Source organism: Flavihumibacter sp. (assembly GCF_036676075.1).
Classification (GTDB): domain Bacteria; phylum Bacteroidota; class Bacteroidia; order Chitinophagales; family Chitinophagaceae; genus Flavihumibacter.
In genome coordinates, this window is record NZ_JAKFDQ010000007.1 from 1,224,151 (window position 1) to 1,238,298 (window position 14,148).

The window sequence follows — 14,148 nt, forward strand, 5'->3', positions numbered from 1 at the left end:
CTATCTTGATGCCAACCATACACCTTACCACATTTATTAAAGCACCCCTTGAACGGGTTTTTGACTTAGCAAGATCTATTGACCTGCATAAGAAAACACTTGCACATACCCGTGAGGAAGCAGTATCCGGAACAATTACTGGTCTTATTAACTCAGGAGAAACGGTAACCTGGAAGGCAAGGCACCTGGGTAAAACCCGCGTACTCAGGTCGAAGATAACAGCATTGGAAAGGCCTGAACATTTTACCGACGAAATGACCGATGGTGATTTCCGCAGCCTTAAACATGATCATCATTTCAAAGCTATTGACAACGGCACCCTTATGATTGATTATATGCATTACGAGCTACCCTATGGAATCATTGGCCGGGTTGCCGACCGCGTTTACCTGAATAAATACCTGGTGAGGCTCCTGGAAACGCGCAATGACGCCCTTCGTAAAGTTGCTGAGTCAGAGGGCTGGAAGCAATATTTAATGTAGTTGGTGTTGAAGGCAGCACAATCTTCCTATTTTTGCCACCCATGAATCAGCCAAGTCTCCACACTTCCCTTTCACCCGCCCTTCTGCATCTTTATGATGTACGCGATAGTATCGTGGTAATCATTGATGTTCTGCGCGCAACATCTACCATTGCAACAGCTCTTTACAACGGCGCAAATTTTGTGATACCGGTAGATTCTGTTCCGCGTTGCATAGAACTTGGTGGACAGCTTCGCGCCATTACTGCTGGCGAACGAGATGGTAAAGTTGCACCGGGACTCACCTATGGTAATTCACCTTTTGAATATCCACGTGAATTCATCCAGAACAAAATTCTTGTACTTACAACTACAAATGGTACAAAGCTGCTCCATATGGCATTGAATAATGGAGCACCATCCATAATTACAGGATCCTTTCCCAACCTTAGTGCGGTATGTGATTACCTGGTGAAAGAGAAGAAAAATGTAATTCTCGGCTGTGCTGCATGGAAAGACCGCTTCAATATTGAAGACACCCTTTTTGCAGGCGCTGTCATCTCACGTGTTAAAGAACATTTCGATATCAATTGCGATTCTTCGCAGATGGCGGAAAGTCTTTACCATGATGCCAAAGATGACCTCTATGAATTTATGAAAGAGAAGAACGCTTCCCACTATCATCGTCTCACCGGGTTTGGACTGGAAAAAGATATCCGCTATTGCCTTACCCCCGATGGAGCCAATATTCTTCCCATATATCGCGATGGCCGCCTTATTGTAGATAAGCAGGAGGATTGAGTTCTTTTTTGAAAACGAAAGTCTTCACTCCGCTTTTTGCTGTTTCACTTACTACCAGAACAAAACCTTTTTTGGTATAAAAACCAGCATTGCTTTCATTTTCAGTACTGAGCCAACATTCCTGTATTGCCGCCTCCCGCATCTGATCAAAACAAGAATCCAAAAGCTGTGAGGCAAGTCCCCTGCCGCGAACAGAAAAATCTACCGCCAGTAACCATATATACCCGAAATGCCTGGCATCCCGGGAAATTATTGCTTCAGGAGTTTCTTCATGCATGTTGATTTTTCTCCATGCTTCCACTACATACATTGGCTGGCTGCTGATACGGTTGTCATCAATATGGGGGGGAAAGGCAGTTCCGGGTATCCAGGCAAGGAGTGCAGTATTACCGGGAGCCATAATGAGTTCGCCAAATTCAAGGCAATAATCGAGTGCAGCACCAAAATAGGCTTCCATACCCCTGTGCCGCTGTTCGGGTGTGCCGGTAAATGCATACCGGAATAAGGGATCTTCGGAAAAATTACTGGAAAGCAGCAGGCTGCATTGCATCATGTTCATAATGTAAAGATACTGTTCCGGAAATCGTAACCTCTTTCGCTTGAAGCTTGGTACTTTTGTCAATTACAAGAGGAACAGGCATGATTCAAATCGGATTAGTGGGTAACCCCAACAGCGGAAAAAGCTCACTCTTTAACGCACTGACAGGACTAGACCAGAAAGTAGGCAATTTTCCGGGGGTGACGGTCGATAAAAAGACCGGCAGATGCTCTCTTGGCGATGGTCTCGAAGCCAGGATCATTGACCTGCCCGGCACTTACAGCCTCTATCCAAGGCGGGGCGATGAATGGGTGACTTATAAGGTGCTGATGGGCCAGGACAAAGAAGTAATGCCTGATATGCTCGTATTGCTTGCAGATGCAAGCAATCTTAAACGAAACCTGCTTTTTGTTTCGCAGATCATAGATCTAAAGATCCCGGTTGTGGTGGCACTTACCATGATGGACATGGCCCGCAGTAAGGGAATAAATATAGATATCGATGGATTGGAGCGCGAACTAGGCGTACCTGTAGTTGCAGTGAATCCCCGAAAGAATAAAGGTATTCCATCACTCCTGAAAATTATGGCTGCTACTGCAAAGCAGCAATATAAAGCGCCCCTTCGCGATTTTATTCCCAACCAGGAACTGAATCTCAAGGCGGTAGCTGAGGTAAAAGAGTTGGTATCGGGTCTCAGCGATTATAAGGCAATTCATTATCTCATCAACCATGAACATTTCAGCTTAAGCAACGATCTGCAGCAAAAGGTGGAAAATGCAGAGATCAATAACCAGTTCAATCCAACCAAAACACAGGCAGAAGAAATATTGCAACGCTATTCGCGCATCAAGAGCATAATGCAACAGACCGTTGCAGAGCCCGACCCCTTACAGAAAAGCCTTTTCACCGAAAAGCTAGACAATATTCTCCTGCATAGGGTTTGGGGCTATGTGATATTGCTCGCCGTTTTATTCCTTCTCTTCCAGAGTGTATTCCTGATAGCCACTTATCCCATGGATGCCATTGAATGGGCATTTGGCAGCTTCGGCCAATGGGTGGGAAATATTCTGCCTGAAGCATGGTGGAGCGACCTTATCATTAATGGATTGATTGCTGGTCTTAGTGGTATTCTTGTTTTCGTACCACAGATCATGATACTGTTTGGACTGATAACAATTCTGGAAGACACAGGTTATATGGCGAGGATAAGTTTCCTTACAGATAAGCTCATGCGCAAAGTGGGACTTAACGGTAAAAGTGTAATGCCTATGATCAGTGCCTTCGCCTGCGCGGTACCCGCTATCATGAGTGCGAGGAATATCGAGAATACAAAAGAAAGATTGCTGACCATCCTTGTAACTCCACTCATGAGTTGTAGCGCAAGGCTTCCGGTCTTTACAATATTGATCGCGCTTGTGGTTCCACAAAAAATGGTTTGGGGTGTCATTGGGTTGCAGGGATTAGTGATGATGGGTCTCTACCTGCTAGGGATCGTGATGGCCATGTTGGTTTCTTATATAGCTAAATGGTTTATCCGCATCCAGGAAAAAAGTTTCTTCATACTGGAGCTGCCAATGTACCGCGCACCTCGCTGGAAGAATATATTCACCACAATGATCCAGAAAGCTAAGATCTTTGTTTTCGATGCTGGTAAAGTGATTATGATCATCAGCCTTCTTTTATGGGCACTGAGTAGTTATGGTCCCGGTGACCGCATGGAAAAAGTATCCGAAGAATATGCAGTGCTTAAACAACAGCAACCGGATCGTATTACTGAGCTAAACCGCGAAGAAGGTGCTGCAAGGCTTGCCAATTCCTATGCTGGCATTCTTGGTAAAAGTATTGAACCAGTTATAACACCTTTGGGCTATGACTGGAAAATAGGCATTGCACTTATAACCTCTTTTGCTGCCCGCGAAGTATTTGTGGGCACTATGGCTACTCTCTATAGTGTGGGTGAAGGTGATGATGGAAGCGGTCTCTTGCTTCGTCAGAAAATGCAGCAGGCAAGGCACGCAGACGGGAGCCGGGTTTACACGCTGGCAACTGGCTTATCGTTGATGGTATTTTATGTACTGGCCATGCAATGTATGAGTACGCTTGCAGTTGTGAAACGCGAAACAAGAAGCTGGAAATGGCCCATCATCCAACTGGTTTACATGACCGTGCTGGCTTATCTCATGAGCTGGATCGTATATAATCTTGCCAGCTAATCATTCAGCTTTCTGCAGTTACCAGCGCAAACTCAACGCTGTCAACGAATTCCTTTGCCGTATGTGAACCTTTGTCTTTTGCATACCAGCCATGCAACTGGCTATACATCTCTTCTTTGGGAAGTGCATTCTGCTGTTTAAGGTCTTTTAGCAGATCAACCGCCCCTGCAGGGCGAGGACCCCAACTTCCCAGAACACGGTGGGTTGACTGTTCCAGAATTACCGTTTTGGGAATTGACCGGGTGCCATTTGTAAGGAACTGATCCATCAGTCCGGGGTTTTCATCGCGCAAAATAAGCCGGTGACTGATGAGTGGATTTATTGCCGCGATCTTTTCCAGTATTGGAACGATCTGTGCCGCATCACCACACCAGCCCTCTGTTATTGTGAGCCATATCAGCGGAGTTTCCATCGCCAGCATCCGCTTCTCGATCTTATCCGAAGGTTTCCATGTTTTATCAAGCCGGCTCATGCGCTGCAGATTGAGTCGCGAATAATCCACCAACCACTCATCCTGGTTTTCTCCCGTGGTTTTTCCATCTTTCATCAGGCCATCTAACAACAACTTATATTCTTTGTAATCAAGGGACAGATCCATGATCTCATCTGAAATTACCGCCATATCTCTACATTTCAATTATCGCAATGATAATCCATTGCTTTTAAATGACAGCAAGCAACTGTTAATTGTTCAAAGGGTAGCTATCAGCTCGCGCACTTTGGAAGCAATATAATCACGCACTTCGTTAAATGCTTCCGGCTCCATATGCTTGGGGTCGGGTATCTGCCAGTCAATGAACTGCCTGGCGGGCATCCAGGGGCAGGCATCACCACAGCCCATCGTTACAACCGCATCAAAAGGTGCAAACTTCTCTACTTCCTGCAGTGATTTTGAATCATGCGTACTTAGGTCATAGCCAAGTTCTTTCATTGCCGCGATAGCCTTGGGATTCACGATGCCACTTGGCTTACTTCCCGCACTATAAGCCTCAACCGCATCCCCGCCAATTATGCGGGCAAAAGCCTGGCTCATCTGGCTGCGGTTTGAATTTTCAACGCAAACAAATAATAATTTTTTCTTCTCCATATATCAGTTGGTTTTTTCGCAAACAGGTTCAAGGAATTTTGGTTGCTGTCTTAATGCAAACCTTACCATCAATATCAGAACAGGTACTTCAATGAGCGGTCCGATCACCGCCGCAAATGCCGCACCACTGTTAATGCCAAATACAGCAATGGCTACTGCAATACCAAGTTCAAAATTATTTCCAGCCGCCGTAAATGCCAATGATGTTGATCGCGGATAATCTGCTCCCGCACGTTTTGATAAATAAAAAGCAGAAAAGAACATGATGGCAAAATAGATCGTCAGAGGAATGGCGATCCTCACCACATCAAGAGGGATCTGTACAATAAGGTTACCCTTGAGGCTGAACATAACAACAATTGTGAAGAGCAATGCCACGAGTGTAATTGGACTAATAAAAGGCAGGTATTTATTTTCATACCAGTCCACTCCCTTCCATCTGGTTAATAGGATCCGTGAAAAGATTCCCAGCAGAAAGGGTATGCCTAAATATATAAATACGCTTTCTGCTACCTGGCCGATAGTGATGTTCACTTCATATCCTTTTAAACCGAACAGGGGTGGGAGTTTTGTAATAAACACCCATGCATAAACGCTGTAAAAAAATACCTGGAATATACTGTTGAAAGCAACTAATCCGGCTGCATAAAGTCGGTCGCCATTGGCAAGATCGTTCCAAACAATAACCATGGCAATACACCTCGCAATACCGATCAGGATAAGTCCGGTCATATACTCCGGTTCATCACGCAGGAAAACGATCGCCAATACAAACATCAACAGTGGACCTATCAGCCAGTTCTGGATAAGGGAAAGGGTCAGGATTTTTTTCTGGCTGAATACTTTCGGCAGCTCACTGTATTTTACTTTGGCCAGTGGCGGATACATCATCAGCACCAGGCCTATTGCAATGGGAATATTGGTTGAGCCCTGCTGGAAACGCTGAATGAAATTTGTAGAGGACGGAAAGAAATATCCAATAGCCACTCCAATAGCCATGGCCAGAAATATCCAGAGGGTGAGATTTTTATCGAGATAAGAAAGCTGTTTAGACATAAGCAGTAAAGAATATTTAGATCAGGGTCAAATAGATTTACGCATAAGGGTAGATGAGGCCGGACATAGTCCATTGAACTCCGCCGATACGGCCACATTATCCGGAACATCAGTCCTGGCTATGATGTTGAATCCCTTCCTGCTGAAATAATTTTCAGCTGTATTTGTTACCAGGTAAAGCATTTCAATACCCTGTTTCCTTGCGTATGACTCTAATTCATTCACCAGTTTAGAGGCGATGCCATGGCTTCTGAATTCCTGCTTCACGATCATAGATCGTAGTAATCCGTCTTTTCCATAAGGGTCGAGGCCAATTACAGCTACGGGAATATCATTTGATTCTGCAATTATGAAATGATCAAGATCAGGTCTTAAATCACTGATAGGTAATTGCTCGGTTTGAAGTAAACTGCAGACCGGGTCGTAATCACCCGGTACTGCAGTTCTGATTTTAATATCTGTTGACATTGAATAAAGTTTAACAACAACCTGATCCGGGTTCACAACAAGGAGCTTTTGCTTCCAGCGGTTTTTCAGCATATACCGTAATGCTTAAAACCTGCACATCGCCTGACTGGTAGGCAAGTACTTCATCGGGACTAAGATATTGAGAAAGTATATCCTCCGGAATAGAGATCAGCTTTTCCTTTTGTACCGTGCGGTTGGTGAAACCTGCCTTATCAATGATACCTATATATTCATCTTTCTGAATGGCGCCCGAAATACATCCTGCATACAATTCAGCAATTGCTTTCCATTTCTCAGGCATATTGCCCTTTATGACGATATCAGAAATGGAGAAATGTCCACCTGGTTTCAATACCCGGTAAATCTCTTTAAAAACGGCGGGTTTATTAGGAACAAGGTTCAGCACACAGTTGCTTACAACAACATCAGCTTTGTTGGCGCCTACGGGCATCTGCTCTATGTCGCCCAACCTGAACTCAACATTATTATAGTTTAGTTGCTCGGCATTTGCCCTTGCTTTTTCAATCATCTTCTCGGTAAAATCTATACCGATAACTTTTCCACTATCACCCACTACCGCACGGGCAATAAAGCAATCGTTGCCGGCGCCGCTTCCAAGATCGATAACTGTATCGCCGGCCTTTATCTTCGCAAATGCTGTTGGCAATCCGCAACCGAGCGATAGGTCGGCGCCTTCATGATAGCCTTCAAGTTTTGTATAATCATCGGCCATGATATGATATACATCATCACCACAGCAGGATGAGGTTGCACCGCAGCAGGAGGCAGCATTCTGCGAAGCAGGTTGTTCTGCAATGGCACCGTATTTTTCTTTTACGATTGATTTGATTTCAAGGTCATTTTTCATTTGTCAAGGCTTTATAGTTTAAAATGTAGGTTTTGACGATTTCGATCAACAGCATTTGGTTCCGGGATCCTTCATGGCATCCATCAATCCCTGGAAGGATGATCCCATTTTTTTGAAAGCTTCATAGTTGATGCAATAACAGCTGCGAGGGCCATCAACGGAACCACTTATCAATCCGGCTTCTTTCAATTCCTTGAGGTGTTGTGAAACAGTGCTTTGAGCCAACGGCAGAATCTCCACTATTTCGCCACAGATACACTCGCACTTTTCGGCAAGTACTTTAAGGATGGCGATTCTTGCCGGGTGGGCAAGAGCTTTGGCAAATGCTGCCAGGTCCTGTTCTGTTTGGGAAAATGCCTCTTTCTTGTGAACTGCCATAATTAATCTTATATCGCAAATATACGATTAAGTAGATACAGAGCAAGTTTTCACGACTTTTTTTTCTTGCAGGGTAAAATAATCGCAAAATCCCCGACTCGCAAAACATCAAGGGTGATTGGTTCCTGTAGAATATTTAGGCCTTGGGATAAGATGAATTTCCTTTTGTCGACCATTAATGTATCGGAACCCTTCTTTGTCTAAATAACCATCTTCCTCAAGCATGATGCGAATGGATTTCTTCCATTCGGGAATATCTGTAGCCGTATTCAGCTCAATGGACCAGGCGGTTTTATTGTGGAGGGGATAGTCTCCCGCCCCGGGAACTCCTCCCTGCTGGTCCCACAAGCCAATGGTAGAACCGGCCGCATGCCCATGATAGCCCAGTGGATGGGTATATATGGAGGCGGTTATGCCTTCTTTCTTTGCCTGCTCCAGGGATGCTGCCAGCACCTGGTTACCTGTTTTTCCTTCTGCATAATTTGACGTCAGTATATCCTGTAGCCGGTTGCTTTTAGCGAAGGCGGATTTCAGGTATGGCGGCAGACTGGTTTCTCCAGCCCTTAGTACATATGCATGTTGCTGGATATCCGTATTCAGTCGCAGGTAGCTGATGCCTATATCTACATGAAGAAGATCACCGGGTCTTATTATTTCTCCGGCGGGTCGATTTGAAAAGCTTCGCAGGTGTTCAAAATTTTCGGGGTCATTCCTTTGCACGGCCACGGAGGGTTGGAACCATGTTTCCAGCCCCATGCCCTTGATCTTTTCCCGGAACCACCATACAACATCATCGGTGGTAGTGATGCCGGGTGTTATAACCTTTTCTGAAAAGCCTTCATCAATTATTCGATGGGTTATGGCTACCAGCTGCGGGTAGATCGACATCTCCCTTTCTGTTCTGGTTTCTAGCCAGCGGATGGCAAGGTCTTCTGCAGACACGACTTTGTTCCGGAAGGCTACTGGTATTTTTGCCATCATCTCCTGGTAATCTGTATGATCGAGTCCATCGGCATGAGCGTGATGCTTGCTGGTATTAATACCAATCCTTGCCGGCTTCCTTATTTGTATGATATCTGCCAGAGCATCCCATTGGTCAGGAAATTTCTGCATATCCCATGATGCCTTTATATGCTCCCCAACATTATACCTTGCAATAGCAAGTTTCTCATAACTACCAGTTTGTGCATTACGGTAAAACACCAGGATAGTACGTCTGCGGGCCGACATCCACTCTGCCGGTAGCATTGTTTCCAATACGGGATCTTCATTGTATTCACGCGAAACCAGCACCCACATATCAATACCCGTTTCCTGCATAAGGGAAGGGAGGAGGTTATTAAGTCTCTCTCCCAGTATCTCATTTATCACCGTAGCTTGCTCGCGCAGTGGTATCACCTGGCTCTGCGCCTGTAAATATAAAAAGCTGATAAGGGCAAGAATACATGTACGCATAACAGTTAGTTATTCCTAAAAATAAGTTTTCATTAGGAAGCTTCGGTAGTTTGATTTCCCCTTACCGTATCCAGATAATTCAGATGAGCCAGCACGGCCTGTATATCAGGGTAGCTGAATTCATCTCCTAAAACTTCGCGGAGGGGTGCCCATTGACGGCTCTCCACTTTTTCAACGGCCTGCAATATGGTGGCCAGCTTTTCCTTTTCAACCAGCTGCTCCACCGGGAGCTCGCCCTGTGCCACGAATCGTGAAAGATGGCCATGGATGGTGGAGTATGCAAGCTGACGGCTTTCTGCAATATCTGAAATACTATTACCAGCCATGAACATTTCCAGGCTGATTCTCTGGGTTTCTCCTTTCACCTGCTTTGACCTTGTGGCGGTAAGTTTTACGGGTTCGGGCTTTGATGAGATCATTCCCAACAGGCTATTATCAGTGGCGCCTGAGGCAAGTGCGGCGGTTATTTCGGCCGATTTTTTCAACTGTTCAACACGCAGCAGTAGAGCAGCTTCCATAATACCCAATTCTTTCAGATACTTAGTGGCACGTGAGGCTTTATTCACATCTTCTTTATGGCCTCGGAGATTTTCAATGATCTTCTTCAAAGCAGTAACAAAATAGCCTGATGCAGCGCGGGTTCTTTCCACCAATTCATTATAACCGACGGTATCCCCTAGCCGCAGATGAGATTCAAGATGTCCAACTGTTTTAGCAGCCACCGGCATAAGTTCTTTTACCTGGTTGTGGAATTGGAGCGCCCATTCTATTACACCGGTTTTGGTTGTGAAACTTTTCCTGCCTGCCTCCTGAACCCAATTATCTGCCATCTCCTGAATTGATTCCAGGTAAAATGCCTTTAGGAGTGATTGCCTTATATAATGTTTTTCTGATCTGGCCAGTTCTTCCTCCAATGCATCTGTCGCTTTTTCACTTGCCGAGAAGGCAAGTACACGTGGGTCGGTATTGATAGCCCCATATGGTACCCTTGACCGGAGTACCAGTCCTTCCATATTTGTTAGCCTGCTCAGTGCAACGTAAACCTGCCCTGGTGCAAATGCTGCGCCTGCATCAATGATTGCCTTATCAAAACTTAGTCCCTGGCTTTTATGTATCGTTATTGCCCATGCCAGCCGTATTGGATATTGTGAGAAAGTTCCCAGCTCTTCCTCATCAATACTATCCTTTGCCTTATCGTATTGGTAGCGGATATTTCGCCATACCTCTTTTTCAAGATCAATTATGCTTCCATCATCGGCGAAAGAAACCCGGATACGTTCATCTGTGATATCATGCACTTTTCCGATCCTTCCATTGTAATAGCGGCGCTCCTCTCCTTTATCATTTTTGATAAACATGATCTGCGCTCCAGGCTTCAGGTGGAGGTCAAGATCAGCGGGGTAGGCTTTTTCAGAAAAATCACCACTGATTTCCGCCCTGAATGAAATAGACGGTCCACCAAGTCTCTGGAGGGCCTGCTGGTTAATGGCATCCGCTCTTACATTATGCGTAGTAAGGGTAATGAATTGCTCTTCGTGAGCAGGTTCAAAGCCAGGACGATAGCGGCTGTTCAAATATTCCATGCCTTCATTATCGAGCCTGTTATTGCGGACCATATTTAACAGGTCGATAAAAGCCTGTTCGCTCTGCCTGTATATTTTCTTCAGTTCCAGGTAAACCGGTTCGGCCGCCTGCATTACCTGGGCGTCAAAAAAGAACGGACTTGCATAATGCTCTTTCAGATAATGCCACTCCCGATCGGCTATAACCGGTGGTAACTGGAAGAGATCGCCAATAAATAAAATCTGAACACCACCAAAAGCCTGGTAGGGCTTTTTCCGCACATGCCGAAGCACTGCATCGATGGCATCGAGAATATCGGCCCGCATCATGCTTACTTCATCAATCACCAGTAACTCAAGCTCGCGCATGAGTTCCCGCTTTTGCTGCGACAAGCGTAGGTTACGCAACAGCGTTTGACGGTTATTAAAAAGCTGATCGCCACTATCAGGTATGCCTCCCTGCGGAACATAAGCGCCAAGGGGCAACTGAAAAAATGTATGAAGGGTTACACCACCTGCATTAATTGCCGCTACACCTGTTGGGGCAACAATGGCCATCTTCTTGGAGCAGTTATCCCTAATATATTTAAGGAAGGTTGTTTTACCTGTTCCTGCCTTACCCGTAAGAAAGATATGCTTATCGGTATGCAGCACAAAGCGGCTGGCCAGCTCGAAATATATATTGGCAGGATCCTTTTGCATAAGGTTCGGTAAAGCTAAGGATTATGAAAGGTATGCTGCACCACAGGGTACAGACATACCTATCCGGTTTTTCAGATTTCTGCCTTGCTGCGATCCTGCAATACCACCATTTCATACACATAGATCTCTGTAATGTATCGCTTGGCCCCGTCCTTATCAACATAATTCCGGTAGATCAGCTTCCCATCCAGCGAAACCTCGCAACCTTTATGCAGTTCATGCTCAGCCTTATCTGCCATCTTGCCCCATGCTACCAGGTGATGCCATTGTGTTTCTGTAACTTTTTCTCCCTGTGCATTCAGGTATGACTCACTGGTTGCCATATTGAACCTGGCTACCTTTTTTCCCGTAGCGGTCATTTTAATCTCGGGATCCGATCCCAGGTTGCCCACCAGCAACACTTTGTTCTTATTCTCACTCATAACTCCTTTCATTTTGGCCCGGTATAATACTAGGCCGGTTAACTATTAATTGTTGTTCACCCGGCGCCAGTTGAACAATGTAAAGATGGAGAGCAGGAGAAAGCATTACCGGAAAATAAGTGATTATAACCGCTAATAAACCGTTGAAAAACGCTTGTACTGAAAAGGGGAGAATCCTAGTTTTCCGGAAAAATAAATGATGGAAACAGACAAAAGATATTGTCTCTGGTGCAATGATCTGCTGAAGGGCAGGATCGACAAAAAGTTCTGCGACGACAGTTGCCGCAATGCCTTCAACAATCGCCGGACAGTAGATGAATACAACCAGGTGCGTAATATAAATCATGCCCTGGTGCGCAACAGGAGAATACTTGCCACCACGCTGGCATCAGGCGAAAACTCTAAGAAAGTTAGCCGCGAAATTCTCCTGGAGCAGGGATTCCAGTTCAAATACTTTACACAATACTTATCCAATGATCCCCAGGGGCCCCTGTGCTTTTGCTATGATTATGGTTATATACCCCTACCTGATGAATACTACCTTGTAGTGCGTAAGAAATAAGAAAGATCATGACCTTGGCTTCAGGGGTTTTAATACCGCCTTGATCTCATGGATCTTCATCTTGTCGGCACTCTTAAGTTCAATACGGGCATTGGCAAGTGGCTTGCGTTTTTCAATTTCTTTATGAAGTTCATACTTGGTATCAGCCGGACCGAGAATGATCACTGATTCTGCTTTGGTGATTTTAGCGGCAACGCTTTTCAGGTAAGTTTTTCGTTGTTGATTCAGTTTATTCTGGGCATGCTTCTCATTATTAAGAGTAGCGCCGAACAGGCGGCTTTTATTTGAGCTCTCCCCGGCAAATCTGACCTGCTTCTCAATTTCTGATTGCATTGATTCTGTTGTAAGGTTTCCTTCTTCGTCTAAACAGGCGATGATGGCCTTCTGGAGATCTATCCAGATCGCATACTTAAGGCAGTTCGTGTTTTTCTTTTTCATATCAATCATATTTTACCGGTCATAAAAGGTACGAAAAATACAGGGCTGTTGTACCTTACAGGAATGACAGGAAACTTATTGCTTTATGGAGCCAACGGCTATACCGGGCGATTGATTCTGGAATATGCCGAACGCTATGGCCTGAGTCCAATTTTAGCCGGCCGGAACGAATCGGCCATACGTGAACTTTCCTCCCAATATGACCTTCCATATAGAACCGGTAGTCTCACAAATGCTGATGAGATGGATAATCTCCTCAAAGATGTCAGTGTTGTGCTCCACGTTGCTGGTCCATTCAGCGAAACAGCCAGGCCTATGGTTGAGGCCTGCCTGCGAAATAGCATACACTACCTCGACATAACCGGTGAGATCCCCGTTTTTGAATATGCGAGATCACTCGACGGAAAAGCCAGGGGGGCAGGCATCATGGTCATGCCCGGAACAGGCTTTGATGTAGTTCCAACCGACTGTATGGCAAAGCGCCTTCGCGACCAGCTTTCTGATGCCACCCATCTTGAGCTCGCCTTTACCAGCATCGGAGGAGGCATCTCCCATGGTACTGCCACAACAATGGCAAGGTCACTCGGAGAAGGCGGCGCTATCCGTAGCAATGGCAAGATTATTTCTGATCCACTGGGCAATCATTCACGTCATATAGATTTTGGAAAAGGACCACAACTTGTCATGAGTATTCCATGGGGCGATGTATCAACTGCCTACCACACTACCGGCATCCCCAATATCATTGTTTATACAGGCATCCCTCCACGCATCCACCAGATCCTTAAGTTGCAAAAATTATACAACTGGGCATTGCGGACCGGATGGGCGAGGAAGAAAGCACAGCAGTGGATCGATAAAAAACCTGCAGGGCCATCACCTGAAACACGAAGTAACAGCAGGAGTTATGTATGGGGTCAGGTTCGCAACAGCCAGGGTTCTTCCAGCACAGCAATGCTTACCTGTGCTGATGGTTATACGCTCACCGCTCATAGCAGTCTTATCATCGCAAAAAAAGTATTGGACGGCAATTTCTCCCCCGGCTACCAAACACCCGCAGGATGTTATGGATCAGGCCTCATTGATGAAATACCAGGCAGCGCATGGTTATAGGATTATATGCGTTAAAGACTGGTTA

At 45.4% G+C, this 14,148-nt stretch carries 16 protein-coding genes; 5 read left to right on the top strand and 11 right to left on the bottom strand.

Annotated elements, in window-relative coordinates:
• Nucleotides 1–8: 8 nt before the first annotated feature.
• The gene (locus tag V6M43_RS08105; RefSeq protein ID WP_332734132.1) at nt 9–482 is read left to right on the top strand and encodes an SRPBCC family protein; all 474 of its coding nucleotides are present in this window, start codon (nt 9–11) and stop codon (nt 480–482) included.
• A gap of 41 nt (nt 483–523) precedes the next feature.
• Entirely contained in the window at nt 524–1,261 is a 738-nt protein-coding gene (locus V6M43_RS08110) for a 2-phosphosulfolactate phosphatase (protein WP_332734134.1), read from the top strand.
• On the opposite strand, the gene V6M43_RS08115 is transcribed toward V6M43_RS08110, so the two are convergent.
• Nucleotides 1,236–1,820 (bottom strand): GNAT family N-acetyltransferase, encoded by a 585-nt coding sequence (locus tag V6M43_RS08115; protein WP_332734136.1) that lies wholly within the window; start codon nt 1,818–1,820, stop codon nt 1,236–1,238. The two genes, V6M43_RS08110 and V6M43_RS08115, sit on opposite strands and share 26 nt — an antisense overlap.
• Before the next feature lie 80 nt (nt 1,821–1,900).
• Between V6M43_RS08115 and feoB the strand changes: the two genes are divergently transcribed.
• Nucleotides 1,901–4,012: a ferrous iron transport protein B gene (gene feoB, locus V6M43_RS08120; protein ID WP_332734137.1), complete on the top strand. Its 2,112-nt coding sequence runs from the start codon at nt 1,901–1,903 to the stop codon at nt 4,010–4,012.
• 4 nt (nt 4,013–4,016) lie between these two features.
• Here the strand turns inward: feoB and V6M43_RS08125 are convergent, their stop codons facing one another.
• The 9 genes from V6M43_RS08125 to V6M43_RS08165 all read right to left on the bottom strand — a co-directional run bounded on the left by V6M43_RS08125 (nt 4,017) and on the right by V6M43_RS08165 (nt 12,010).
• A complete protein-coding gene (locus V6M43_RS08125) occupies nt 4,017–4,634 on the bottom strand; it encodes a thioredoxin family protein (RefSeq protein ID WP_332734139.1) in 618 nt (205 codons plus the stop codon).
• 69 nt (nt 4,635–4,703) lie between these two features.
• The gene (locus V6M43_RS08130; protein ID WP_332734141.1) at nt 4,704–5,099 is read right to left on the bottom strand and encodes an arsenate reductase ArsC; all 396 of its coding nucleotides are present in this window, start codon (nt 5,097–5,099) and stop codon (nt 4,704–4,706) included.
• A 3-nt stretch (nt 5,100–5,102) separates the two neighbouring features.
• Complete coding sequence (gene arsB / locus V6M43_RS08135; RefSeq protein WP_332734143.1) at nt 5,103–6,155, bottom strand: ACR3 family arsenite efflux transporter; 1,053 nt, start codon at nt 6,153–6,155, stop codon at nt 5,103–5,105.
• Between the two features lie 27 nt (nt 6,156–6,182).
• On the bottom strand, nt 6,183–6,623 hold the full coding sequence (arsN2, locus tag V6M43_RS08140; protein ID WP_332734145.1) for an arsenic resistance N-acetyltransferase ArsN2: 441 nt from the start codon (nt 6,621–6,623) through the stop codon (nt 6,183–6,185).
• A gap of 10 nt (nt 6,624–6,633) precedes the next feature.
• Nucleotides 6,634–7,491, bottom strand: a complete 858-nt coding sequence (locus V6M43_RS08145) for an arsenite methyltransferase (protein ID WP_332734147.1) — start codon at nt 7,489–7,491, stop codon at nt 6,634–6,636.
• Between the two features lie 45 nt (nt 7,492–7,536).
• Complete coding sequence (locus V6M43_RS08150) at nt 7,537–7,869, bottom strand: ArsR/SmtB family transcription factor (protein ID WP_332734149.1); 333 nt, start codon at nt 7,867–7,869, stop codon at nt 7,537–7,539.
• A 108-nt stretch (nt 7,870–7,977) separates the two neighbouring features.
• Nucleotides 7,978–9,324, bottom strand: coding sequence for a M24 family metallopeptidase (locus tag V6M43_RS08155; protein ID WP_332734151.1), 1,347 nt, complete (start codon nt 9,322–9,324; stop codon nt 7,978–7,980).
• Nucleotides 9,325–9,356: 32 nt separating this feature from the next.
• On the bottom strand, nt 9,357–11,588 hold the full coding sequence (locus tag V6M43_RS08160) for a helix-turn-helix domain-containing protein (RefSeq protein WP_332734154.1): 2,232 nt from the start codon (nt 11,586–11,588) through the stop codon (nt 9,357–9,359).
• Nucleotides 11,589–11,659: 71 nt separating this feature from the next.
• A complete protein-coding gene (locus tag V6M43_RS08165) occupies nt 11,660–12,010 on the bottom strand; it encodes a single-stranded DNA-binding protein (protein ID WP_332734156.1) in 351 nt (116 codons plus the stop codon).
• Between the two features lie 199 nt (nt 12,011–12,209).
• On the opposite strand from V6M43_RS08165, the gene V6M43_RS08170 reads away from it, so the two are divergent.
• Entirely contained in the window at nt 12,210–12,572 is a 363-nt protein-coding gene (locus V6M43_RS08170; RefSeq protein WP_332734158.1) for a hypothetical protein, read from the top strand.
• A 6-nt stretch (nt 12,573–12,578) separates the two neighbouring features.
• Here the strand turns inward: V6M43_RS08170 and V6M43_RS08175 are convergent, their stop codons facing one another.
• Nucleotides 12,579–13,010, bottom strand: a complete 432-nt coding sequence (locus V6M43_RS08175; protein WP_332734160.1) for a hypothetical protein — start codon at nt 13,008–13,010, stop codon at nt 12,579–12,581.
• Nucleotides 13,011–13,058: 48 nt separating this feature from the next.
• Between V6M43_RS08175 and V6M43_RS08180 the strand changes: the two genes are divergently transcribed.
• The gene (locus V6M43_RS08180; RefSeq protein ID WP_332734162.1) at nt 13,059–14,123 is read left to right on the top strand and encodes a saccharopine dehydrogenase family protein; all 1,065 of its coding nucleotides are present in this window, start codon (nt 13,059–13,061) and stop codon (nt 14,121–14,123) included.
• The last annotated feature ends 25 nt before the right edge of the window (nt 14,124–14,148 follow it).

Excerpts from the sequence above, each read along its gene's own strand:
- V6M43_RS08160 (WP_332734154.1), bottom strand. The coding sequence starts at position 11,588 with ATGCAAAAGGATCCTGCCAATATATATTTCGAGCTGGCCAGCCGCTTT.
- V6M43_RS08145 (WP_332734147.1), bottom strand. The coding sequence starts at position 7,491 with ATGAAAAATGACCTTGAAATCAAATCAATCGTAAAAGAAAAATACGGT.
- V6M43_RS08175 (WP_332734160.1), bottom strand. The coding sequence starts at position 13,010 with ATGAAAAAGAAAAACACGAACTGCCTTAAGTATGCGATCTGGATAGAT.
- V6M43_RS08130 (WP_332734141.1), bottom strand. The coding sequence starts at position 5,099 with ATGGAGAAGAAAAAATTATTATTTGTTTGCGTTGAAAATTCAAACCGC.
- arsN2 (WP_332734145.1), bottom strand. The coding sequence starts at position 6,623 with ATGTCAACAGATATTAAAATCAGAACTGCAGTACCGGGTGATTACGAC.
- arsB (WP_332734143.1), bottom strand. The coding sequence starts at position 6,155 with ATGTCTAAACAGCTTTCTTATCTCGATAAAAATCTCACCCTCTGGATA.
- V6M43_RS08165 (WP_332734156.1), bottom strand. The coding sequence starts at position 12,010 with ATGAGTGAGAATAAGAACAAAGTGTTGCTGGTGGGCAACCTGGGATCG.
- V6M43_RS08170 (WP_332734158.1), top strand. The coding sequence starts at position 12,210 with ATGGAAACAGACAAAAGATATTGTCTCTGGTGCAATGATCTGCTGAAG.
- V6M43_RS08115 (WP_332734136.1), bottom strand. The coding sequence starts at position 1,820 with ATGAACATGATGCAATGCAGCCTGCTGCTTTCCAGTAATTTTTCCGAA.
- V6M43_RS08110 (WP_332734134.1), top strand. The coding sequence starts at position 524 with ATGAATCAGCCAAGTCTCCACACTTCCCTTTCACCCGCCCTTCTGCAT.
- V6M43_RS08125 (WP_332734139.1), bottom strand. The coding sequence starts at position 4,634 with ATGGCGGTAATTTCAGATGAGATCATGGATCTGTCCCTTGATTACAAA.
- V6M43_RS08105 (WP_332734132.1), top strand. The coding sequence starts at position 9 with ATGCCAACCATACACCTTACCACATTTATTAAAGCACCCCTTGAACGG.
- feoB (WP_332734137.1), top strand. The coding sequence starts at position 1,901 with ATGATTCAAATCGGATTAGTGGGTAACCCCAACAGCGGAAAAAGCTCA.
- V6M43_RS08150 (WP_332734149.1), bottom strand. The coding sequence starts at position 7,869 with ATGGCAGTTCACAAGAAAGAGGCATTTTCCCAAACAGAACAGGACCTG.
- V6M43_RS08155 (WP_332734151.1), bottom strand. The coding sequence starts at position 9,324 with ATGCGTACATGTATTCTTGCCCTTATCAGCTTTTTATATTTACAGGCG.